This is a genomic window from Clostridium autoethanogenum DSM 10061, from assembly GCF_001484725.1.
Classification (GTDB): domain Bacteria; phylum Bacillota; class Clostridia; order Clostridiales; family Clostridiaceae; genus Clostridium_B; species Clostridium_B ljungdahlii.
The window spans coordinates 709,338-732,042 of record NZ_CP012395.1; the positions used below are offsets into that span (position 1 = coordinate 709,338).

The window sequence follows — 22,705 nt, forward strand, 5'->3', positions numbered from 1 at the left end:
GTATACTGCATATTACTACAAATTTTTTCAGTTTCAAAAACACTATGCCTCTTTCTTTTGAAGTAAGTTTTTATTGTGCCTTGTTTATCTCTTCAATCATGTGTATATGTGTTTTCTTATCTATAGTATAGAAATACAATATGATACCTGCTCCTAGTAACGCAATGCCACAAACTAAATTCATGCTAACATTTATCGCTGTCATAACCTTTATGCTCTGAACCTGATTTGCTGCATACCCTAAAGCTCCTAGTACCCAGCCAATAACTGCTGTACAGATTGCCATACCTAGTTTAAATGCAAAATTAATGTATGCAGATAAAAAACCAGCTGCATGTTGATGATACTTATATTGGGTATATTCTGTTGTATCTGGTACCATACCAAATAGAGAAGCGATACCAAGGCCTCCTCCAATACCTGTCAAAAAAGTAAGCCCATGATATAGATTAAGTCCCACGGCAGTGTGTACTGGTAAGTAGTTCATGATAATCATAAGAATACCAGAAAAGGTAAACCCAATCATTGGAAGTGTTCTCTTATTATTTACTTTAGCTACTAGATATGCTAATGAAAATGTTCCTATAACACGTCCTAAGAACATTAATCCAGAATTCAGCATAAATAATTTATCGTTGCCTACATAATATTTAAAATAGTACATTCTTACCGCGCCACCTGCTGCCTCATAAAAGCCCCAACATACAAATGAAACCACTAAAATCATTACAGGGGTATTGCCTTTTAACACCTTAATTACATCTTTCCAACTTACCTTTTCTACCTTTACCTCTACAACCTCTTTAGTTGTTTTAAAACAGAAGATATATAATGGTAATGCTATACATGAGAAAATGACTGCCGCCCAAAAAAATCCTTTTCCTTCATTTCCTCCACCAACCCATTGAACCACACGTAGAACAAGCTGTGAGAGAAGCAATGTTGCAATAAATGCACCAGTCATACGATAACTAGAAAGACTAGATCGTGTATCTCCATCTCTGGTTAAAGTTGCTGGCATTGCAGAATAAGGAACATTTACACATGAATAGACAAGTACTAACATTAAGTAACACGCAAAACAATAAAATGCTCTTGTGTATGCAGATTGCGAAGGTAATACGGTAAAGCACATAATATTTAACAACAACATAGGAATACATGCGAATAGAATCCATGGTCTGTAGCAGCCCCATTTTGATTTAGTTCTATCAGCTATTGCACCTAAAATAGGATCAAACACCGCATCGCATAACTTAGAAACCAGCATAAAAGTACCGCAAAGTATAGCAGGTATAAGTGCAACATCTGTCCAAAAATACATCAAATAGGTAGAAACCAATGACCAACTAAAATTATTTGCAACGTCACCAGAAGCATACCCTATTTTTTTGAACTTAGAAAGCTTAATATTTTCGGAATTCACCTTATCAGTAACAGACATTTTGAAAATTCCTCCTTTTTTATAGAACTTTAGGCTTGACCATAACTGTTGCCCTTTTATTTTAGTTCTGGCATAGCTCAAAATCATTTGCTATGCCTTTATCAATTGTAGCTGCAAACGCATACCCATGTTCTATTGAAATACTTTTCTTCACATATTCCTGTATTATTTAGAGCAATCAAATAAAATTTTAGGATAAATTGATTTATTAAACAGTTCAAACCCTTTCACTGCATCACTCAGTGGCATTACCTTGCCAATAACCTTATCAAGCTGTAATCTTGGGATAAGATTGATGGTACGAGGCATAATTGAAGTTGTAGTAAATACTGTTTGAATCCTACCTTCCTTCATATATAGTTCATAGAGATTCAGTGGCATTTCATATTTAGGGGGAAATACTGCAAAGTAAACTACTGTACCACATTTGCCCATAATTTTTAGTGCTGGTTCTGCCGCTTTAGGAGAACCTGATGCCTCAAATACGTAATCAAAGCCATTACCATCTGTAATTTCCATTGCACGCTTTTCCATATTTTCATTGAATGGGTCAATCACATACTGTGCTCCCATGTTAAGTGCCATTTGACGTTTAGATTCTACAGGATCAATAGCAGTTACCTTTGCACCACCTGCAAGTAAAATCATATTTAAAAGAATAGAACCAATACCACCTACGCCTGAAATTGCAACCGTATCACCATGCTTTATTTGCGCTAAATCCATAGCACGGACAGTACAATTTGCTGGTTCTACTAAACTATACCATTGTAAATCAGCATCATCTGGAATCTTGAAAACAGCACTGACATCAGTCACCACGTATTCTGCAAAAGCACCTGTGTCTTGAGAATTATGACAATATTGGGGCTGTCCTTTTTTGCAGGCTGGACACTTTCCACAACTTGTTACTGGAAAAAGAGAAACCTTATCACCAATTTTAAATCCAAACTTGTCAGCTCCTTCGCCTAACTCTTCAATGATACCAGATGCTTCATGACCAAGACGCATTGGCGGTTTTGCACCTAATACCCCCATGGTTACCATATGCACGTCTGTTGCACAAAGAGCAGCATATGCAATTTTTACCTTTACCTGATTCTCAGCTACCTTTGGAATTTCTACATTACGAACTTCTACTTTATTTTTATCTGTAAACCATACCTGTTTCATTTTTTCCAATTTTCTTCACCCCTTCTACTAACATTAAACTTTTAAAAAACTATTTAGTCCACTTTCCCATTTATACAAATCCTTTAAATTTCGCTAATTTAGTCTCTATGCTGTATACATTTCAATGGAGACTATTTCTTAAAAGGCATAGTTCAAATTAATAGTATAACTTTTACACTAACCTTAATTTGAACTACGCTTCATATATATCGCTTTTTTACTTACCAGCAGCAAGCATCTTTTTCACTGTTTCAGCAATACTATGTGAATCTAGGCCATAATATTTGTAGATTTCAGTATCAGGACCAATAACACTGAACTCATCAGGTAACCCAATTCTCTTAAACTTGCAATTTATACCCGCTTCTGCTATAACCTCAGCTACTGCACCACCAAGACCACCATTAATGCTCTGATCTTCAACGGTTACAATAAAACCTGTTTCCCTTGCAGATTTTAAAACTATATCAACATCAAAAGGTTTAATAGTGTGCATATCTATAACTCTGGCATTTACACCTGTTTCTGCAAGCTCCTTTGCTGCCATAAGAGACCAATACACACTGTTACCTGTCCCAATTAAAGTCAAATCATTACCTTCCTTTACAGTAATAGCTTTACCAATTTTAAATTCATAATTATTATCTTTATATACATCTGGCTCAGCACCTCTTGCAATACGGATAATCATAGGTCCTTTATAAGTCATTGACTCTCTTACAACTTTCCTACACTGACCTGCATCTGCTGGAACACAGATTGTTAAATTTGGTATTGCTCTATAAAATGACAAATCAGCAATAACATTGTGGGTAGGACCTCCACCAGATGTAACTCCAGAGTGAGTTCCAATCAATCTTACAGGCACATCATTATAAGCAATATCTGTGTGTATCTGGTCTGCTGCCCTTAAAGGAAGAAATGGACCAAATACTTGTGAAAACACAATTTTACCAGAAAGAGCTAATCCTGCAGATATACCAACCTGATTGGCTTCTGCAATACCAATATTAAAACAACGTTCAGGATATTTTTTTATAAACTTTCCTGTAGATGTGGAAGGTGCAACATTATCAGAATAAGTAAATGCAAATTCTAATCCTTCATCTGCCATTTTCATCAATTCGACCCCATAAGCTTCTCTTGCGGATGATAACATCTGATCAAAATCGAAAGTTGTTTCAACTGCCATAATTTATCTCACCTTCCTATTATTTTCTATTGATTTTAGTGCCTCGTCCAACTGCTCTTTGGCAATTCCTCCGCCGTGCCATACTGCATTATTTTCCATAAATGAAACGCCACAACCTTTAGTAGTATTTGAAATAATACATATTGGCTTTCTTCTAGTTTCTGGATCTGCTGGTGGAAGAGACTTCAGGGCACTACAAACTTCATACATGTCATTACCTTGAATCTCTATAACATCCCACCCAAAAGCTCTTATTTTATCTCCTAAAGGATCAATATTCATTACATCTCTTGTGAAACCTGTCATCTGTAGACGATTTTTATCAACAATTGCTACAAGATTACCAAGTTTATAATGACCTGCTGCCATGAAGGCTTCCCAATTTGAACCTTCTTCAATTTCGCCATCTCCTATGATGCAGAAAGTTCTCCAGTAGGCCTTTGACATTCTAGCACCTAATGCTAAACCTGTAGCTATGGATAATCCATGACCCAGAGAACCTGTTGATGCTTCAATGGCAGGAACATACTTTCTATTAGGGTGCATACCAAATTTAGCAGTATCTAAGGTTTCAAAATGTTCTATCATATATTCCATTGTATACATTCCTAAATCTGAAAATATAGTATACAATGTCTCACCACAATGGCCTTTACTTAAAATCAATCTATCTCTTTTTTCCCATTTAGGATTTTTAGGATCGTAGTTCATGTACTTGTAATAGAGAGCAACAGCCATATCAACAATGGATAATTCTCCTCCAAGATGACCCATACCTATTTCATAGATAAATGAGCATAACTTTTTTCGAATCTCTACTGCCTTATCTTCTAATTGTTTAACTTGTTCCATATCGACATTACAATACATAATAGGCATCTCCTTTTTTCATTTATTTACAAATGTTATTAAAAATCATTACATTTAATAAGTATTTTGGGATATTTTCCACTAATTTGAGCAGCAAAAGCTTCTTCTGCCTGATCAATAGTGAAAATTTTCTGTATAAAAGGTTTCAAATTCATTCTAGGCATAATTTGAGCAGCACGTGGATATGCATATGGAGCTACATTTATACTAGAAATAGTCAATTCCTTACTATACAATTTGTCATATAGATTCAGTGGCATATCATAATTTTTTGGAAACATTGCAATATAAAGAACAGTTCCCCCTTTTGCAGCTATTTCACTAGCTGCCGGTGCAGCATTAGGTGATCCCGAAGCTTCTATTACCAGGTCAAAACCCAATCCATTAGTTATTTTATTGGATTCTACACATACATCCTGCTCCAAAGGATTGATAACATAATCAGCACCAAATTCTTTGGCAAGTTCCTGTCTTTCCTTAATAGGTTCTATAAGTGTCAATGATGTAGCTCCAAACATTTTCATTGCTTGAAGTGACAATAATCCTATAGGTCCACCTCCTGAAATGGCAACTCTTTGACCAATCTTCATATTTGTTTTGTCTACAATTCTAACTGCAATTGACACAGGTTCTAACAAGCATGCTTCTTCTAAACTGACATCATCCGGAACTTTAAAAACCTGAGATTCATGCCACACTACATATTCGGACATACCAGGCTTATTATCCTGATATTCACAAAACTGCTCCTGACCATTTCGGCAATAATAACATGTACCACAAAATCTTAAAAAGTTTCCTGCAACCCTGTCCCCTACTTTTAATCCCTTTTTAGTAGCCTTTTTACCGATTTCCACAATAGTACCTGAAATCTCATGTCCTATTCCAAAGGGAGGTTCAAGACCAAAAATTCCTTCTACTAAATGTGGATCAGAACCACATATTGAACAGTAAGCAACCTTTATTTTAACATCCTCATCTCCCATTTCCTGCTCAGGCATATCTATAACCTGAACACGTCCCCTTTTATTAACATCAGGATCTTTTAAACTTCCTACCTTAACACAAGCAATAGTCTTCATAAATTAAAACCTCCTTATTTTATAATGTTGTCTGGAATCCACCATCAATACTTATATACCATCCATTAATATAATCTGATGCACTACTTGCTAAAAATACGGCAGTTCCCATTAGATCATTAAGTTCACCCCATCGACCACTTGGAATTCTATTTGTAATTTTATCGTAAAAATTTTTATCAGCACGTAACTCCTTGTTAACATCAGTTGCCAGGAAGCCAGGGCAAATTGCATTGGTTTGAATATTATACTTGCCAACCTCATTTGCAAATACTTTTGTTAAACCAAGAATAGCATGTTTACTTGCTGTATATGGTGGACATTTTTTATCCGCAGTAAAGGATAATGCTGAACCAATATTTATAATCTTACCGGAATTTTGTTTAACCATTTCTTTAACTACCCTGTGGCTGAGATAGTACACAGAGTTTAAATCAATATCAATAATCTTCTGCCATGCTGAATCTGGATACTCTAAAAATTCCGCAAACGTACTTCCACCTGCATTATTTACTAAAATGTCAATTTTACCATATTCTTTCAAGCAGGTATTGACAACCTGCTCAATATAATCCTTTTTCGTTAAATCTCCTTGCAAGAACTTAACCTTCTGACCAGTTTCCTCTATGAGGCTCTTAATTTCAGATACATCATCAGTAAAGTGAGGTATAAAAAGATCAGCACCTGCTTTTGCAAAAGCAACAGCATAAGCCATACCAAGACCTTGATTTGCACCTGTAACCACAGCTACTTTACCTTTAAGCGAAAATGCATTCATTGAAAAATCACTAAGCTTTTTTTCCATAATAACACCTTCCTAATATTTATAATTTTGTTGATTGGTCAGGGATTTCCTCTACTAACTCAACCAAACAATTTTCTTTATCATTTTTATGTCTTATATCTAGTTCTGCCATTATATCAGCTACTCTTTCTTCTGTTAAATTATAGAATACCATGAATATGATCAATGTAACTACACAGACAACAGCTGGCAAAATAGATGTCATAATTAAAATTCCATTCAAAGATTTTGCAGTTTGAGGTACATTAGGAATATATCCAACGTTAGCTAATATCAATGTAGGTATAACTCCCCCTACTGCTAATGAAACCTTTAATCCAAGAGTAATAAGTGAGTACACAACTGCGGCATGTCTTTTGCCAGTATTGTACTCAGCATACTCAACTGCATCCGGAATGATTGACCACAAACTGCCCATAAGTATACCATAGCCAAATGTAGCTACTGATTTAGCTATCATCATTGCTGCAATTTGTGAGACCGGAATGATATATAAAGCTGCTGATCCAATGGCACCTAAAATCAAACCAAGTGCAACAGTTTTTTTCTTTTTGATATGTCTAAAAAGCGAAGGCACAAAAGGAACTGCCACAACTGAAGGTAAAACATTCAACATAGAAAATAAAGCAACTAGATCTTTTCTATTTACGTTATAAGTCATATAATAAATTCCTGAAGCTGATTGTATAGACGAGAATGCATAAACACCAACAAACAGTAAAAACAATACGACACCTGGCTTATTATGTGTAATCTGATAAATAAATCCTTTAAAAGTAACTGGATCTAGATGAGATTTTACTCTGATACGTTCATGCAAAGTAGTATAACTATAAATCAAGATAGACGCACAAATAATAGAAAGTAAAATAATAGTCATCTGGTAACCTTTTGCTGCATTACCTCTGCCGAAAAATTGTGATAAAATAGGAATAAACAGTGCAACTACCACACCACCAGACTGAGCAAACATCATTCTTACGGAATTTAGCCTAGTCCTTTCCATAGGATCTGCTGTCATGACGGTTGTACAAGATACATATGGATTAATTATGAAAGTATATAATGTGAGCATCAAATTGTACGTGGCATACGCCCATATCAATTTGCCCGTATGTCCCAAATTAGGTACTGTAAAAGTCAAAATACCTGCAATGGCAAAGGGAATAGCTCCATAAATAAGATAACTTTTATATTTACCATGCTTTGGATTCATTCTTTCTGCAATAATACCCATGGTAGGGTCCCATATAATATCCCATCCTCTAGAAATAAGAAACATAACAGAAACTTCTACAGCAGTTAATCCATAAACATCAGTATAGTAGAATGTGAGAAACATTAAAATTGACTGAAAAACTAAATTCATTCCACCGTCTACAAGTGAATATCCTACTACTTCTTTGGTCGGAAGTTTATAAAAACCAGGGTTATCACCACTTTTTTCATACAAATTTATCGTTTTTGCCACTATTTCGTCAACTCCTTTTCAAATTTATAATAGCTTACAATTTTTAAAATCCATAGTAAGTTCAATGATAGTAAACGATTGCAAAATGTACCTTCTAAATAAAATGGCATGGTTCAAAAGCTTAGCTCCTCCTTTTCATTTTATTCACCACTTCTTAGTTATTAATTTTATATTATTTAGTCTTAACTTAAGTGTGTTTTTTTTATGAAAACGTGTACTTTTCTATATTAATTTCATTATCTGTTATTCTTAAATATATTTTTTAAACATATAACTTTTTATATATTGGGGAAATAATATTTACAAATTGCTAATATATGTATACAATAAAATCATAGTTTAAAATTTATATACGAGTAATTAAGGTATCTTGGAGGTACTATGTAAATGTTTTCTAAAATTGTCTTATATGCAGAAGATAAAATTGCTAATATGATATGTAACTTCTACAGGACAACTAAAAGTGATTTTTATATTTCTTATATTGCTAACTCTTATAAAAATAGTATTGAAAAAGCAATAGAACTTAATGCTCAAGTTATAATTCTTCAACTTAAACACCCTGTATATAAAATTCATAATTTTTTCTACGATTTAGCGATGTCAAATATATATCCAATGATCCTAATTTTTAATGTCATTTCAGAAAATCAAATTATATACTCTATTACAAGTCACAAGGACATTACTTATATTAATAAAATAAAATCCTTTTTTACTCAGTCTTTAAGTAAAAAATATACTTGTCATTTTAACTATATTGGTGAAGAAAAAGATTCAAACTTGATAATGGACTTCAGAATCAGTAAACTAGAAAAAACCGAATATCTAAAAGATATTCTACGGGGAGTAATTAAAAGTGAATTTTTATATTATAAAAAAAAAGTAAACTTAAATCTAAATGATTACGGTTACTACGTATATATTTGTAATCTTATGGAAATTGAATATTCAGACCACTATTTAAATAAAAATATTTACTACTTAACTGGAGAAGAATTTATTAAAGAATGTGAAACCGTTCTTGATGAGTACAGCGGAGGTGAGGTTTTTTATATTGATCCCGATATTTTGTGCATAATTATCAATGATTTTAATTGTAGAAGTATTGCTAGCAAACAAAATAAACTTTTTGAAATTACTAACAAATTGAATAATGTAACAAAATCTAAGACAGCATTCAGATATATGAGCAGCTATATCAAAGATATTGAAAATATAAGAGATGCTTATGAATCTTTCCATTGTTTAAAAGCATATAATTTTTTCTGTTCTGACGCTAAATTACTCACTCAAAAATATATCAATTCAATAAAAAAAGAAATAGACTACACTTTAGTAGATAACACTCTAAAACAAATAAAAGAACTTATAAATTATGATATTTTTAATATTAAATTGAATAAGTTAATATATAAACTATTTTTAGATATTGTAAAACCAAGTCTTGACTACAATCTTTATTATTATTGCCATACTTCGTTGTCATCGGCATTAGCTGACAGGTATAGCAATCTATATAAAAAAATATTGCCGGAGAGTTCCCTATCCAAAAAAGTATTCTTCATCTCCATAGAGGATAAATGCAGTGAATTTATAGATTCTGTAAATCAACTCAAGTCTGAGCTTTCCAACAAATATATGATAAAGAATTCTATAGTTATTCAAGTATTAAACTTTATACATATTCACTATATGGAGAATATTACTGTAAATCTTATTGCATCTAGCTTAAATATTAGCAACTCATATTTAAGTCAGATATTTAAAAAGGAGATTGGTACAAGCATTATAAAATATATTATTAACTATAGAGTAGAAAAAGCCAAAGAACTTCTTTCTTCAAGTGACGAACTAATTTACAATATTGCTGAAAAAGTAGGCTTTTGTGATGAAAAACACTTTTCAAAAACATTCAAAAAAATTACTGGTCTAACTCCTATGCAGTATAAAAAGCAAAATGAGAAAGCCAAATATATCTAAAAACAAAGGGATAACTGTTCACCTAGGGTATTTCAATATTAAATATACGTAAGACAAACAAATACATTGCAGTAAATAAATTACTACCATGTATTTTAGCCAATATCCTTTTTAGCAAATCCTTTAATACTCATAAATATGAAAAATACTAAATATACACATACATAGACCATCATCCATACACTTGGTGTAGTAGACTTCCCTAGTATACCAAAACCAAAACCTGACATAGGATTAAATGTTCCTAAAGAAGTAAAAATAGTAGAAATCATTTTTCTATAAATTACTTCAAAAGGAGAAATTAAACTTGAAATTATTCCAATTGTAGAAAGGGAATCATTTTCAATATATGCTCCTGCTTGTTCCATCACTCCACCAATTAATCCAAGTACATATAAAGCCACTACTACTATCCCATTATTTAAGGTTTTGAATTTAGTACTTCCATAAAGAGATATTGATAATATAGTCAAAGGCTGCAAAATAAAAAACAAGAATCCCTTAGCAAGTGCTGCTGTCCCAAAAGTTTCTACCATAGATATTCTATTTACAGTGGAAATAATAATTACTGCTATATAAAGAAAAGTACTGTATAAAATAATAAGAATAGCTGTACCCAGGTATTTCCCAATTATATATTCTTCTCTCTTAATTGGCTTTGTTAAAATGGTTAAAATAGTTCCATTTTCTATTTCAGAAGAAACCATTCCTATGGACAGCATTATAGTTAAAAATGCTACAAGTATACTGGAAAAATAAAACCCAATTATAGAAATAGTTGAAGAAAGATTAGCAATCATATCTATCATGCCATTATTACCAGTCACATTATTACTTGTAAATTTAAAGATAATAGTTAAAAGGATAAGGTATACTATGGTCAATATGCCTATAAAATGAAAGATTTTCTTTCTATAAATTTCCTTAAAAGTGGAAAGTGCAATAATAAACATTATTCTTCACCTCCTTCAATAAGTTTTATAAATATCTCTTCCAGACTATTTCTGTGAGGAGTAAGTCCATACAACTTTCCACCACCTGATATAATTAACGAAGCAGCTTCATGTATCTCATAGTTTTCCTTAACATGCATTTTAATGTTTTTCCCATCGAAAGTCATATCTTCATCAATTTTTTCAAGCTTATTTAAAATTTCATTATTCATATTTTCTACATGAATGTCCAAAACAGTGTTTCCCTCTAAAAGATCATCGATTTTTCCTTGTTTTACAATACTTCCTTTACTTATAATAGCTACACTATCGCAAATCATTTCTACTTCACTTAAAAGGTGACTATTTAAAAATACAGTTTTATCCATATCTTTTAGCTTCAATATAATATCTCTAACTTCTTTTCTACCTATAGGATCTAATGCAGAAGTAGGTTCATCTAAAAAAAGAAGCTCAGGATCACAAAGAAGAGCACTTGCAATTCCTATTCTCTGCTGCATGCCTTTACTATAAGTACCTATTTTACTTTTTTCAGCACCTTTTAAATTAACAATTTCAAGGACTTCTTCTATTTTTATAGAAGAAGTCTTCTTATCAAGTTTATATAATGAAGAGTGGAAGGACAGGAGGTCTAATCCTGTCATCCATTCTTGATATTTAAAAAGTTCAGGCAAATATCCTATCCTTTTCCTGGTCTCCAAATCCCCAATAGGCTTACCTAATATACTTGCATTTCCTGAAGTGGGAAACAGCAGCCCAACAATGGTTTTTATAAATGTGCTTTTTCCTGCACCATTAGGGCCTAGAAATCCATAAATTTCACCTTTAGCTACAGATATATTTATATTTCTGCATCCTTTGTTATTCTCATATATTTTAGAAAGATTTTCTGTTTCGATTACCAAATTTATCACCTCATAGACTTTGCTGTTTCCAGTAATTTATTTTTATCTACATTACCATCAATGCTAATTAAAACATTGTCTTTAAGAACTAAAATAGAAGAATGTATCTTTTCCTTATCATTTTGACTGGTATCAAAGCATCCAATGGCTTTCATACCATTTATATTCATTTCTTCAGATTTACCTCCTACATTTGGAATATACAAAGTACTTTTCCAATCCTTCATGGATTTCAGCTGATTTTGCATATCTTGCGGCAGTACTGAAAGATCTGAAAGTGCATTAAATATTTCATCCACATCTGCACCATCAGGTGCCACAATTTCCGGTACTTTGGTTTCTGAAACAGCTATACGGTCGCCATTTGTTGAATCTTCATACATAATGCTTAACCCTCCAGCCATGTTTAAAGAAAAAGTCTTTCCATCTAAGTCTTTAGGAAATAGTTTTTTCCCTCCTAAAGATTTAAGAAGCCCATTTATATTTTCTACATTTAAAGTAAAATCCATTTTGGAAGGCTTATCTATTGAAATATTCTTTACTTCTTTTGATTGCATATTTTGAGGTATAGATATTGTGAATGGCAGTGTTTTTTTTGCTTCATCTATAGTAACATTTTTTTGTTCGCCGCCCTGATATTTAACTTTGCCTATTTTATCAATATTAATATCTGCCTTATGGTCTATAAGTTCATTTTTAAGTTTTGTAATATCATCTAATGAAATATTTACACTTTTGATATCCTTTGCTCTAAAAATTGAAACTGCATTAATAACTGATGCTCTTATAGGCTCTACAGAAACACAAGTGGTTATGACAATGGCTGCGCAAGCTGCTGCTGCTATTTTTTTATATTTTTTCATAATTTTAAACTCTCCCTTTTTATTTTTTACTTCAATATCCCTATTTTCTATTTCTACATGATTTATTTTAAAATCTCTCTCATAATCTTGAAGTTTTTCCACGGCAAAACTATTTATAGACTTCAATTCTTTATAAACTTCTTTGCATTTTCCACATTGAAAAAGGTGCATTTCTACTTCTTTTATTTCAGTATTACTAAGTTCTCCATCAATATATGCTTGAATGCTTCCTTCACTTAGACACTTCACTTTTTATTCACCTCTCTCTTCTAAGCTTAAATAGCTTTCTTTAAATTTTCTTTGTGCTCTCGATATAAGTGTGCCTACAGAGTTTTTATCTACTCCAATTATTTCTGCAATTTCACTATATTTGTATCCTGAAAATTTAAGAACCAGACACATACGATCTCTAGGTGGAAGTGCATTCAGTACTTTTTTAGTTAAATCTACCTCACAATTATTAATTGCAACTTCTTCAATTGAAATAACGTTATCTGTTTCTTTTTTGTAAATCATCTCATTTTTTCCCTCATGAATTTTTTTATTTCTTATATAATTGTAGGAAGTATTGGTAGAAACCTTATTTAACCATGCAGCAATGTTATTGTGGTCAGGTGGTGAATTATATAACTTCATAAATACTTCCTGTGCCAAATCTTCAGCTGCATGCATGTCCCCAGTAAGGTAGGAAATTCTTCTGAAGATGGTGTCATAATATTTCTCATATACAGCTTTAAAATTTTGCTCATATTTTTTCTTTTTAAAATAACTGATAACACCCATATTTTTGACTGTATTCCTCCTTCTAGGTAACCTTGTTCAAAAGCTTTTGATTAATATATTCTAGAATATACTTGATACCTTTTTTGTTAAATTTGGTATCTATAATATTAACACATAAGTATTAAAAATTATGACAAGAATTATGATATAATTAATAAACTATTTTAAAATCATGAAAAATAACAATTTTAAATGGAGGTATACTATAATGAACAAAATTAAATTAAACAAAGAAAAAAAGCAAGAAATGATTTCTACAATAAAGGACTATTTTCTAAACGAAAGAGATGAAGAATTAGGCGATTTGGCCTCAAGCTTGATACTAGATTTTATAGTAGAAGAATTAGCTCCAGAATTTTATAATCAGGGAGTTTATGATTGTTATAAATATATTACTGATAGAAATGAAGATTTATTATCCCTTCAAATATATTAACTCATATGCAAATTAGGAGAATGTTAAAAATATGATATATAAACATGAAGATAAACGTAATAAAGAATTGAGAGTTGATTGTAAAAAATGTTTTGGATTATGCTGCGTTGCATTATACTTCTCAGCGTCCGAAGGTTTTCCAACTAACAAAGATGCAGGTAAATCCTGTATAAATTTACAACCTGATTTTGCCTGTTCTGTTCACAAAAATCTTAGGAACAAAGGCCTTAAAGGTTGTACTTCCTATGATTGTTTTGGTGCTGGTCAAAAATTAGCCCAGATTACCTGCAGCGGACGTGATTGGCATCAAGGCTCTGAATACGCTAAGAAAATGTTTGATGCCTTTTTAATTATGAGACAGCTTCACGAAATACTATGGTATCTTTCTGAAGCACACACCCTACAAACAGATAACAATATCAAAAAAAACATAAACTCCTTAATTGAAAATACCGAAGGCCTTACTCTGCTTGACATTGATTCTCTATTATCACTAGATGTAGAAACTCATAGAAACAAGGTTAATGTAATACTTAGAAATACAAGCGAGCTTATACGTTCCAGAGCTCATAGAAAAAAACCTTTATCTCACAGATTAGATTATTTTGGTACAGACCTGAGAAAAACTAATCTTAGAGGTGCAGACTTAAGGGGAACATGCCTTATTGCTGCAAACCTTAGAGGAGTTGATTTAAGTTATGCTGATCTCATTGGAGCTGACCTGCGAGATGCTGATCTCAGCGAAGCCAATCTCTCAAAAAGCATCTTTCTTACTCAGTCTCAAATCAATACAGCTAAGGGTAATTCCCATACAAAACTGCCTATAATGATAATCCGCCCAAGCTATTGGTCAAAATAATTATAGCTAATATTATTAAATAAACAGAGTTCTTGGCATCAGATGGAGTTTTGACTCCACCTGATGCTTAGAAATCGTTATCCAGGGATGTAGCTGCTCTTTACTCCCACTTGGATAAGGGAGTATTAGAGCAGCTAGTCATCGGATAAACATCCTAGGGAAGTCATTTCTGACTTCCCTTAAAAAATGTTATAATTAGGATATAATTAAATTATAATATAGTACGCACTTTTAAAATAGTGTACTTAAAGGAATGAGGGGTTAGTTTATGTTTCATGTAGTTGATTTTGAAAAATGGGAAAGGCGTGAACACTTTAAATATTATACTGAACGGCTTAAATGTGCCTATAGTATTACCGCAAATCTTGATGTTACTTTATTTAAGGAATCATTAAGAAAAAATAATTTAAAATTTTATCCTTCATTTATCTATTGTGTTAGTTATAACATAAATTCTATGCCGGAATTTCGTATGCGTCTTGGGGAAAACAGCCAATTAATTGTATATGATATTGTCCATCCTAACTATACAATTTTTCATAAAGATGATCATACATTCTCGGACATTTGGTCAGAATATACAGATGACTTTTATAAATTTTATGATAATTATAAATGTGATATGAAAAAATACTCACATATTAAAGGTGTAAAAATTAAGGCAAACCAGCCTAAAAATTTCTACTGCATATCTTGTGTCCCATGGCTCACATTTACAGGATATTCAACATACAGCAGCGAATCAACTCCATCTTTAATGCCAATTATAACCTATGGGAAATATCATGAAGAAAATGGAAAATGGTTAATGCCATTTACTGTGACAATATCACACGCAGTGGCTGATGGATATCATGTAAGTAAATTAATTAACAGCATCCAAGAAACAATAGATAAACAGAGTTTCTTGGTATCAGATGGAGTTTTGACTCCACCTGATGCTTAGAAATCATTATCCAGGGACGTAGCTTCTCTTTACTCCCACTTGGAAAAGTGGGAGTATTAGAGCAGCTAGTCATCGGATAAATTTAATATTGAAAAAAGTAAATCAGTTTTATGATTAATGCGCTATTGCAAGTTATGTAGTCAATTTAATTTACCATATGAATATTAATATATATTATAGATAATAATATATATTACAGATATGAAAGGATGTGTACAAAATGGCATTAAATAATGCAATGACCGCTGATTTTTTACGATCTGCATATGGTGGAGAAAGTATGGCTCATATGAGATATCTCATTTGGGGAGATCATGCTGAGAAAGCTGGATATCCTAACATTGCCAGACTTTTTAGAGGCATAGCCTATGCAGAATGGGCACATGCTAAAAATCATTTCAATGTACTTAAAAATCAAGTTGGTGACAATACAGTTGCAGCTGGTGCTGTATTTGGAAATACTGATATTATAGAAAACCTTCAGGGAGCAATAAATGGAGAACTTCATGAAGTAGATCAAATGTATCCTGTATATCTTGAAACTGCAAGATTTCAAAATGAAAAAGATGCTGAAAGATCATTTCATTTTGCACTAGAAGCTGAAAAAATACATGCCAATATGTTTAAGGGGGCACAGGAAGCAGCTAAATCAGGAAAAGATATTCCAAATCAAAAGATATATGTTTGTCCAATTTGCGGATATACATACATGGGTGATAATGTCAGTGATTGTCCAGTTTGTGGTGCAAAGAAAGAAATCTTCAAAGAATTTTAATATTAACAATATTTTTAACGTTTTCTCATAAACAGAATTCTTGGTTTCAGGTGGAGTTTTTTTTTCCATCTGAAACTTAGAAATCGTTATCCAGGGGCGTAACGGCCGTTATCCCCCACTTTATAAGAAGATGGGGGTATTACGGCTGGTAGCCATCGGACAAATACATTGAGCCTGTATCAAAATAATTTTGATACAGGCTCAATCTTAAATTAACAATCTAGCATAGTTTTTCCTTCACCACACAGCTTTTCAAAATCTTTTGTAAATGCCTTTATTGCACAATCAACTGCATCTAATTTAATTAATCCTTCAATTACATCTGGAGCAACTGTTGCGGCGCCAACACCATATTTCGCTAATTCTAAAACTTGTTGTGAATTTTTAAAACTTGCTGCAAGAACTTCTGTCTTTAAATCATTCTTTTTAAATATATCATGAATATCTTTTGCAACTTTTATACCATCTGCACCTATGTTGTCAATTCTATTTACATATGGAGCTGCATAGCTAGCACCAGCTTTTCCTGCCAAATAAGCCTGCATCTGTGTATAGACAGCAGTTGCTGTAATATTAGTACCTTCTGCTGCAAGAGCCTTTATTGCCTTTAATCCTTCTCTTGATACTGGAACCTTTACATACGTACTAGGCCCCAATTCTTGTTGAATTTTATGTGCCTCTCTAACCATTGATTCAGCATCTTTGGAAACAACTTGTACGTGAAGTTCTGCATCTTTTCCAATAAACTTTCTAATTGCCTTTAATACCTCATAGGGATTTTTTCCTTCTTTAGCTAGAATAGATGGATTAGTAGTTACTCCATCTATTGGATAATAAGCATACATTTCCTTAATTCGATCTAAATTTGCAAAATCTACAATAAGTTTCATAAATCTGATTTCCTTTCTTCCATTGCATATTGCAATTTATTTTAAGCTTCAATAATGAGGCTTTTTACTCCTGCGTTTCTTGCCACTTCTCTAAACTCGTTCATTTCATCTTCAGTATACATTTTAGGATTATCGTAAAAACAATATTCTTCTTCCACTAAATTATACTTTGCCTTGGCAAGAGGATTATAATTCAATAACTCATATTTTACATCTGGATAAATACCAATGATAAATTTACCTATAGCATAGATATTTTCTTTAGTTGCCGTCATTTTGGGAATAAGCGGCGTTCTAATAATTACCTTATTTTTTTTATTCGATTCCAATATAAATTTTATATTTTCTTTTATTTCATCATTGTAAACTCCAGTTAACTCTTTATGTTTTTCCCTATTAAATACTTTTAAATCTGCATAAATAGAATCCAGATAAAAAAGAACATCCTTAATTGTATCTTTAGCTGCGTAAAGTGAAGTTTCTATTGCTGTATGAATTCCATTTTCTTTTAACATCTTTAGTAAGGATATTGCAAAGTCTTTTTGAAAAAGTGGTTCTCCTCCTGATAAGGTAACTCCTCCACCATATTTAAAAAACGCTTTGTCTTTTAACACAAGCTTTACTAATTCCTCCACAGTATATAACTTACAGTCCATAGTCAAACATCCTGCCGGACATGCATCTATAGGCTCTTTCCACTCATCTGTGGCACTTTTGTCAATATAAAGCTTGTTGTTCTTTAATGTAATGGATTTATTTTTGCACACTTTAGTACAGTTTCCACAGTGTATACACTGATTTTCTAAGTACATGAGCTTAGGCTCTAAGGAAAATCCCTCTGGATTCTGGCACCACACACATCGAAGTGGACATCCCTTTAAAAAGATTGTGGTTCTAATTCCATCTCCATCATGCGTTGAAAATCTCCTAACATCAAATACTTTACCAATCATTTAATCACCTGCACTTATATATTACCATAACTTGTTCTAGCAATAATTTCATTTTGAAGTTCTCCTGCCAATTCTGTAAAATAAGCAGTATATCCTGCAACTCTAACAGTTAAACTTCTATAATTTTCAGGATTCTTTTGTGCTGCAATCAAATCTTCTTTTCTCACTACGTTGAATTGTATATGTGGTATTTCTAAATCCACAAAAGTTCTTAAAAATTTAGCAAACTTATCTATATTGCTTTCAGTCTTAAAGAATTCAGGTAAAAACTTCATATTTAAGAGTCCACCATTAGTAGTTAAGTAATTGTCCAATGAAGAAACAGACTTTAATACTGCTGTGGGGCCGGCGATATCTCTCCCATATACAGGAGACATACCTCCATCTGCCAGAGGTGTTTTTGCATATCTTCCATCTGACGAAGCTCCAACATTTTCTCCCATAGGTACGTGAGCAGAGACTGTATACATTCCTGTATGATATCTGCCGCCACGATAATTTGTATAGCAACTTAACTTTTTACTGAAAAATCTTGCCCACTTTGCGCCAAGTTCATCAACATAGTCAATGTCATTGCCATACTTTGGTGCACGCTTAAGCAGCATAGTACGTATTACTTCATATCCTTCAAAATTATTTTGCAGTGCTTTTAGTAAATCTTCTTTTGATATTCTCTTTTCTTCATATACTAAAAGTTTAATAGCAGCTAAACTGTCTGCCAGGTTAGCTATTTGTATCATCTGAATTCCTGAAAAGTTATAAACAGCTCCTCCTTTTGTAACATCCATTCCCTTTTCAATACAATTGTCAATTACAGAAGATAAAAATGGGGATGGCAATATATCCATGTGTGCTTTTTCTATCTCTTCACAAGCTAGTATCATTTTATCCATAAAATAAGTTATATTCTTTGCAAAAGCTCCTTCCAATTCTTCAAAAGTTTCATAATCAGTTAAATTTCCTAAATCAGGGCCAATTTTGTCCCCACTTAATAGAGACTTTCCATTGTTTAAAGTTAACTCCAATGTTTTGTCTAAATTAAACATAGCAGCATCACTCCAGCCAAGATTATTGCCTTGGGTAGTGATTTCCACACATCCTACAACAGCGTAATCCCTTGCATCTTTTTCTTTTACACCTAACTTCATCATGGAAGAAATAATAGCTTCATCGTTAAAAAATTGCGGCATTCCACTTCCCTTTGACACTACTTTCACTGCTTCCTTTAAAAACCTCTCATTAGTTTTTTTGTGAAGCCTTACTGATAAGTTAGGCTGTGGTAATCCTAAATGCTCTTGTGCTTTTAAAAATATAAAAGATAACTCATTAAAAAAATCATTACCTTTTTCATCTTGGCCGCCAATTACAACATTGAATCCAATTGGAAAACCTGCAAAAAACTTTGCACTGTGTGAGTTTCTCAAATAGACAATTTGATTGAATTTAAGCCAAAGACATTCTATAATTTCTAAAGCTTTTTGATTATCAATTTTTCCACTGTCAATGTCTTTTTTATAAAATGGATACAAGAATTTATCCATTCTACCTGGTGAAAAAGAAGATGCATTTGATTCCATGTGAAGAATAACAAATAAAAACCAAACAGACTGTACAGCTTCATGAAAAGACTTTGGAGGATTCATACTCAAGCTTTTACAATTTGCTGCAATCTGAAGCATGTTGGCCCTATTTTCTTCATTTGATTCTTCCTTTGATCTCTCTATTAAAAGATCATGATATCGCATCATAAACCTTTGGGTACCTTCCATTACCAAAATAACACTGTTATAAAAATCCTGCTGCTTTTTACTAGCATCTTTTAATCTCACAGCAGCTTGATTTTTTAATCCCTCAGGTCCGTATTTTAACCAGCTTTCACAATCTGGACAAATATGCCCCTGCGCATGATCTTTTTGATTGATTTTAACTACCTTTGCAATTTCATCTATCTCTTTTCCATACCGTTTTCTAATTACATCTTCTAAGGATTTTCCATTAAAATATGGTTTAATAATTTCTCTAAAAGTAGTAATATCTTCTTTTCTTACATTAAATCTATCTTGAGGCCTTGTTGGAAGGGTTTCTATTTCACGATCAACCCAAGAGCTTCCGCTTTCAGGAAATACAACACCATATCTTACACCCATTGTACGATTTCCAACAATCATCTCTTCTGGTTCTACCGCGATATTTAAGTGTGTCAATGCATTTTTTAGAGCAAGTGCCCTTTTAATAATAATGGGTTTATCTTCATTTTCTTTATATGTTTTTGTGATAATAAGTGCTTGCTCAATAGATACGTATCTCGGCTCATCCATCATTTTTTTCTTCAGCCAAGCTATTCTGTCAGTTTGAATTAACTCTTCCATACAACTCACCTCTTTATTACCTATAGAATATTTTTATTATTATCTATTATTTGCACTTATATTATACAGTGCTTTTTAGTTTTTTACAACAATATTTGTATTATTGTTTATTGTTTATTATTGTTTTATATTATGATATGCTCTTTAAGGCATTTGAAAGAAAATAACAAGTCAAAGATGCGACGAATATTTTTTATCGGACAAGGAGTCAGGTTCCGCAGATAGTGAATCCTATCTAAAGGTTCTACCGACGCAATATGATAAAAAATAGGCTAGCATACTCAATGTTGTATTTTATACATAAAATATAAACAGTGTCTAATTTTTCCTTTATAAAATTTGCATATTCGTTCATGAGTGAACCTCCTTAAAAATCAATGTAATTAAGGGGCTTCGCCACATTTTTTCTACTATTTGTCAAGTCTTTTTGAAGATTTTGATAAATTTATTATGTAAAAAAAGAACAGGTATGTATTTTTAAACACACTCTGTTCCATAACTATAGCTTGTTTCAGAAATTGATCAATTTTAATGACTATCATCATATGAGTTTATACTTAAATATGATAGTTTTTATCGGCTCAACTTCTGAATCCAAACCTATTCATTTTTTCACAATGTTATTTTTTCTGTGGCTGTGGCTTCACAATATAAACTTTTCCTGTCTTGGGGTCCAAAACGGCAGATCCTACATTGCCACTTGAACTTTTATCTTTCATCTGCGTGGTCAATTCTTTCGGATTATTGATCTTTATAAGTTGTTTTTGGTTTAAAATGATTACCAAGTTTTTCATGTCTATATTCCAGAAAATCATAATTGAAAGTAAAAGTCCGCAGATAAAAACAAGCATAACATCAACAAGATTTACCACGCTTTCCATGGGACTTATCTCTTCCCTGTAACTGGCTCTTTTGGATTGAAGTCGTCCTCTGTTCAACATAATCTTCTCCTTTTGCTGTATAAATTACTTCACCCCGGTTTTAGAAGTATCTTTGCTTTTACTCTCGTCGGTTTTAATAATATACATTTTTTTTGTCACCGGATCTTCATAAACCTGTCCCATATCTTGATAACTATTACTCTTTGTCTTGTTAATCTGGTTACTCGCATTCATTTTAATATTCCAGAGAGAAGCAATTGAAACCATTAAGCCGCAGGCGAAAATCAGCATGATGTCAATTAAATTGACCACACTTTCCATCGGGTTAATTGCCTGCCGGTTATTTTTTCTTCTAGACTTGATTAATCTTCTTCTCATAGCTTTTTTTCATTCCTTTCTCATCAATTAAGCCGATTAGCTTATCAGGAACATCAATGATTTTATCCATCAAACTTTCTAGGATAGCTTCATTGGTGCTGATATAACCCTCATACCAGTGACTTCTCAAATAGGAAATTGAGAAACAAATCGCTGCGACGAATACTCCGGATATGGTCGTATCAAAACCGACGCCGATAGAGCTGGAAAGAGTCTTGATATCGCCCTTCCCCAAGGCTACGATTCCGGGACCCAATGGAATCAAGGTGCCCATCAGGCCGATCATTGGCCCCAGTTTGGCAATCAGATCAGTAGGCGCCATAATTTTCCGATAATAAGCGTCTTCTATGCTTATTAGTTTTTGCGCATAGGCTGCCAGAGAATTTTCTGGCATATTTTCAGCCTCAGTTAGTTTTACGGCGAGCTGTTTCTGACGCTTAAGCAGTTTGCTGTCCTTGATGATTTGTAGGGCGAGCTCCTTCCCCACACGGTTGATTTTCTTTAATAGTTCCGGAATGTCTTCTTTCATTTTTCTACGTTCTATGATGTACTCCATCAGGAGATCCCCAATTTGCCAGATTGTGATGACAATCATAATAAGCAGGACAACCATACAAGGGTTGAGAATGCCTTGGCCGAAAGTGTGAAGAATATTTCTTAAAGAATTTCCTATCATAATAACCTCCAAATTTTC

The 22,705-nt window shown here is 32.8% G+C and carries 22 protein-coding genes; 5 read left to right on the top strand and 17 right to left on the bottom strand.

Features of this window, described 5'->3' with window-relative positions:
• Nucleotides 1-70: 70 nt before the first annotated feature.
• The 7 genes from CLAU_RS03055 to CLAU_RS03085 form a co-directional block, all read right to left on the bottom strand.
• Nucleotides 71-1,444 carry an MFS transporter gene (locus CLAU_RS03055; RefSeq protein ID WP_013239228.1) on the bottom strand — a complete coding sequence of 458 codons (1,374 nt, stop codon included), beginning with the start codon at nucleotides 1,442-1,444 and terminating at the stop codon, nucleotides 71-73.
• A 165-nt stretch (nucleotides 1,445-1,609) separates the two neighbouring features.
• Nucleotides 1,610-2,617: a zinc-dependent alcohol dehydrogenase gene (locus tag CLAU_RS03060; RefSeq protein ID WP_148222379.1), complete on the bottom strand. Its 1,008-nt coding sequence runs from the start codon at nucleotides 2,615-2,617 to the stop codon at nucleotides 1,610-1,612.
• Nucleotides 2,618-2,834: 217 nt separating this feature from the next.
• Nucleotides 2,835-3,809, bottom strand: a complete 975-nt coding sequence (locus CLAU_RS03065; protein ID WP_013239230.1) for a transketolase family protein — start codon at nucleotides 3,807-3,809, stop codon at nucleotides 2,835-2,837.
• Nucleotides 3,810-3,812: 3 nt separating this feature from the next.
• Nucleotides 3,813-4,679 (bottom strand): transketolase, encoded by an 867-nt coding sequence (locus CLAU_RS03070; protein ID WP_013239231.1) that lies wholly within the window; start codon nucleotides 4,677-4,679, stop codon nucleotides 3,813-3,815.
• A gap of 38 nt (nucleotides 4,680-4,717) precedes the next feature.
• Nucleotides 4,718-5,761 carry a zinc-dependent alcohol dehydrogenase gene (locus CLAU_RS03075; protein WP_013239232.1) on the bottom strand — a complete coding sequence of 348 codons (1,044 nt, stop codon included), beginning with the start codon at nucleotides 5,759-5,761 and terminating at the stop codon, nucleotides 4,718-4,720.
• A gap of 19 nt (nucleotides 5,762-5,780) precedes the next feature.
• Nucleotides 5,781-6,566: an SDR family oxidoreductase gene (locus tag CLAU_RS03080; protein WP_013239233.1), complete on the bottom strand. Its 786-nt coding sequence runs from the start codon at nucleotides 6,564-6,566 to the stop codon at nucleotides 5,781-5,783.
• 19 nt (nucleotides 6,567-6,585) lie between these two features.
• Nucleotides 6,586-8,037 carry an MFS transporter gene (locus tag CLAU_RS03085; RefSeq protein WP_013239234.1) on the bottom strand — a complete coding sequence of 484 codons (1,452 nt, stop codon included), beginning with the start codon at nucleotides 8,035-8,037 and terminating at the stop codon, nucleotides 6,586-6,588.
• A 387-nt stretch (nucleotides 8,038-8,424) separates the two neighbouring features.
• On the opposite strand from CLAU_RS03085, the gene CLAU_RS03090 reads away from it, so the two are divergent.
• On the top strand, nucleotides 8,425-10,020 hold the full coding sequence (locus CLAU_RS03090; protein ID WP_013239235.1) for a helix-turn-helix domain-containing protein: 1,596 nt from the start codon (nucleotides 8,425-8,427) through the stop codon (nucleotides 10,018-10,020).
• Nucleotides 10,021-10,115: 95 nt separating this feature from the next.
• On the opposite strand, the gene CLAU_RS03095 is transcribed toward CLAU_RS03090, so the two are convergent.
• Genes CLAU_RS03095 through CLAU_RS03110 form a run of 4 tightly spaced genes read right to left on the bottom strand, consistent with a single transcriptional unit; the run spans nucleotide 10,116 to nucleotide 13,524 of the window.
• Entirely contained in the window at nucleotides 10,116-10,973 is an 858-nt protein-coding gene (locus CLAU_RS03095; RefSeq protein ID WP_023161914.1) for an ABC transporter permease, read from the bottom strand.
• Nucleotides 10,973-11,878, bottom strand: a complete 906-nt coding sequence (locus CLAU_RS03100) for an ABC transporter ATP-binding protein (RefSeq protein ID WP_013239237.1) — start codon at nucleotides 11,876-11,878, stop codon at nucleotides 10,973-10,975. The genes CLAU_RS03095 and CLAU_RS03100 overlap by 1 nt, the downstream gene beginning before the upstream one ends.
• A gap of 5 nt (nucleotides 11,879-11,883) precedes the next feature.
• Complete coding sequence (locus CLAU_RS03105) at nucleotides 11,884-12,990, bottom strand: anti-sigma factor family protein (protein WP_013239238.1); 1,107 nt, start codon at nucleotides 12,988-12,990, stop codon at nucleotides 11,884-11,886.
• 3 nt (nucleotides 12,991-12,993) lie between these two features.
• Complete coding sequence (locus tag CLAU_RS03110; RefSeq protein WP_013239239.1) at nucleotides 12,994-13,524, bottom strand: RNA polymerase sigma factor SigX; 531 nt, start codon at nucleotides 13,522-13,524, stop codon at nucleotides 12,994-12,996.
• A gap of 208 nt (nucleotides 13,525-13,732) precedes the next feature.
• Between CLAU_RS03110 and CLAU_RS03115 the strand changes: the two genes are divergently transcribed.
• From CLAU_RS03115 to CLAU_RS03130, 4 genes are all read left to right on the top strand, one after another.
• Nucleotides 13,733-13,960 (top strand): DUF2164 domain-containing protein, encoded by a 228-nt coding sequence (locus tag CLAU_RS03115; RefSeq protein WP_013239240.1) that lies wholly within the window; start codon nucleotides 13,733-13,735, stop codon nucleotides 13,958-13,960.
• A gap of 31 nt (nucleotides 13,961-13,991) precedes the next feature.
• Nucleotides 13,992-14,819, top strand: a complete 828-nt coding sequence (locus tag CLAU_RS03120) for a pentapeptide repeat-containing protein (RefSeq protein ID WP_013239241.1) — start codon at nucleotides 13,992-13,994, stop codon at nucleotides 14,817-14,819.
• A gap of 268 nt (nucleotides 14,820-15,087) precedes the next feature.
• Nucleotides 15,088-15,765 (top strand): chloramphenicol acetyltransferase, encoded by a 678-nt coding sequence (locus CLAU_RS03125; protein ID WP_013239242.1) that lies wholly within the window; start codon nucleotides 15,088-15,090, stop codon nucleotides 15,763-15,765.
• 220 nt (nucleotides 15,766-15,985) lie between these two features.
• Complete coding sequence (locus CLAU_RS03130; protein WP_013239243.1) at nucleotides 15,986-16,540, top strand: rubrerythrin family protein; 555 nt, start codon at nucleotides 15,986-15,988, stop codon at nucleotides 16,538-16,540.
• 212 nt (nucleotides 16,541-16,752) lie between these two features.
• Here the strand turns inward: CLAU_RS03130 and CLAU_RS03135 are convergent, their stop codons facing one another.
• The 6 genes from CLAU_RS03135 to CLAU_RS03160 all read right to left on the bottom strand — a co-directional run bounded on the left by CLAU_RS03135 (nucleotide 16,753) and on the right by CLAU_RS03160 (nucleotide 22,687).
• The gene (locus CLAU_RS03135) at nucleotides 16,753-17,430 is read right to left on the bottom strand and encodes a fructose-6-phosphate aldolase (RefSeq protein WP_013239244.1); all 678 of its coding nucleotides are present in this window, start codon (nucleotides 17,428-17,430) and stop codon (nucleotides 16,753-16,755) included.
• Nucleotides 17,431-17,471: 41 nt separating this feature from the next.
• Complete coding sequence (locus CLAU_RS03140; protein ID WP_013239245.1) at nucleotides 17,472-18,383, bottom strand: glycyl-radical enzyme activating protein; 912 nt, start codon at nucleotides 18,381-18,383, stop codon at nucleotides 17,472-17,474.
• 14 nt (nucleotides 18,384-18,397) lie between these two features.
• Nucleotides 18,398-20,752: a glycyl radical protein gene (locus CLAU_RS03145; protein ID WP_013239246.1), complete on the bottom strand. Its 2,355-nt coding sequence runs from the start codon at nucleotides 20,750-20,752 to the stop codon at nucleotides 18,398-18,400.
• A 620-nt stretch (nucleotides 20,753-21,372) separates the two neighbouring features.
• Nucleotides 21,373-21,693: a DUF2149 domain-containing protein gene (locus CLAU_RS03150; RefSeq protein ID WP_013239247.1), complete on the bottom strand. Its 321-nt coding sequence runs from the start codon at nucleotides 21,691-21,693 to the stop codon at nucleotides 21,373-21,375.
• A gap of 24 nt (nucleotides 21,694-21,717) precedes the next feature.
• Nucleotides 21,718-22,011 (bottom strand): DUF2149 domain-containing protein, encoded by a 294-nt coding sequence (locus tag CLAU_RS03155; RefSeq protein ID WP_013239248.1) that lies wholly within the window; start codon nucleotides 22,009-22,011, stop codon nucleotides 21,718-21,720.
• Nucleotides 21,986-22,687, bottom strand: a complete 702-nt coding sequence (locus CLAU_RS03160) for a MotA/TolQ/ExbB proton channel family protein (protein ID WP_013239249.1) — start codon at nucleotides 22,685-22,687, stop codon at nucleotides 21,986-21,988. The genes CLAU_RS03155 and CLAU_RS03160 overlap by 26 nt, the downstream gene beginning before the upstream one ends.
• Between the last annotated feature and the right edge of the window lie 18 nt (nucleotides 22,688-22,705).

Bases quoted from the DNA above. Each gene is read 5' to 3' on its own strand.
- CLAU_RS03055 (WP_013239228.1), bottom strand. From the start codon at position 1,444: ATGTCTGTTACTGATAAGGTGAATTCCGAAAATATTAAGCTTTCTAAG.
- CLAU_RS03060 (WP_148222379.1), bottom strand. From the start codon at position 2,617: ATGAAACAGGTATGGTTTACAGATAAAAATAAAGTAGAAGTTCGTAAT.
- CLAU_RS03065 (WP_013239230.1), bottom strand. From the start codon at position 3,809: ATGGCAGTTGAAACAACTTTCGATTTTGATCAGATGTTATCATCCGCA.
- CLAU_RS03070 (WP_013239231.1), bottom strand. From the start codon at position 4,679: ATGTATTGTAATGTCGATATGGAACAAGTTAAACAATTAGAAGATAAG.
- CLAU_RS03075 (WP_013239232.1), bottom strand. From the start codon at position 5,761: ATGAAGACTATTGCTTGTGTTAAGGTAGGAAGTTTAAAAGATCCTGAT.
- CLAU_RS03080 (WP_013239233.1), bottom strand. From the start codon at position 6,566: ATGGAAAAAAAGCTTAGTGATTTTTCAATGAATGCATTTTCGCTTAAA.
- CLAU_RS03090 (WP_013239235.1), top strand. From the start codon at position 8,425: ATGTTTTCTAAAATTGTCTTATATGCAGAAGATAAAATTGCTAATATG.
- CLAU_RS03095 (WP_023161914.1), bottom strand. From the start codon at position 10,973: ATGTTTATTATTGCACTTTCCACTTTTAAGGAAATTTATAGAAAGAAA.
- CLAU_RS03110 (WP_013239239.1), bottom strand. From the start codon at position 13,524: ATGGGTGTTATCAGTTATTTTAAAAAGAAAAAATATGAGCAAAATTTT.
- CLAU_RS03115 (WP_013239240.1), top strand. From the start codon at position 13,733: ATGAACAAAATTAAATTAAACAAAGAAAAAAAGCAAGAAATGATTTCT.
- CLAU_RS03120 (WP_013239241.1), top strand. From the start codon at position 13,992: ATGATATATAAACATGAAGATAAACGTAATAAAGAATTGAGAGTTGAT.
- CLAU_RS03125 (WP_013239242.1), top strand. From the start codon at position 15,088: ATGTTTCATGTAGTTGATTTTGAAAAATGGGAAAGGCGTGAACACTTT.
- CLAU_RS03130 (WP_013239243.1), top strand. From the start codon at position 15,986: ATGGCATTAAATAATGCAATGACCGCTGATTTTTTACGATCTGCATAT.
- CLAU_RS03135 (WP_013239244.1), bottom strand. From the start codon at position 17,430: ATGAAACTTATTGTAGATTTTGCAAATTTAGATCGAATTAAGGAAATG.
- CLAU_RS03140 (WP_013239245.1), bottom strand. From the start codon at position 18,383: ATGATTGGTAAAGTATTTGATGTTAGGAGATTTTCAACGCATGATGGA.
- CLAU_RS03145 (WP_013239246.1), bottom strand. From the start codon at position 20,752: ATGGAAGAGTTAATTCAAACTGACAGAATAGCTTGGCTGAAGAAAAAA.
- CLAU_RS03150 (WP_013239247.1), bottom strand. From the start codon at position 21,693: ATGTTGAACAGAGGACGACTTCAATCCAAAAGAGCCAGTTACAGGGAA.
- CLAU_RS03155 (WP_013239248.1), bottom strand. From the start codon at position 22,011: ATGAGAAGAAGATTAATCAAGTCTAGAAGAAAAAATAACCGGCAGGCA.
- CLAU_RS03160 (WP_013239249.1), bottom strand. From the start codon at position 22,687: ATGATAGGAAATTCTTTAAGAAATATTCTTCACACTTTCGGCCAAGGC.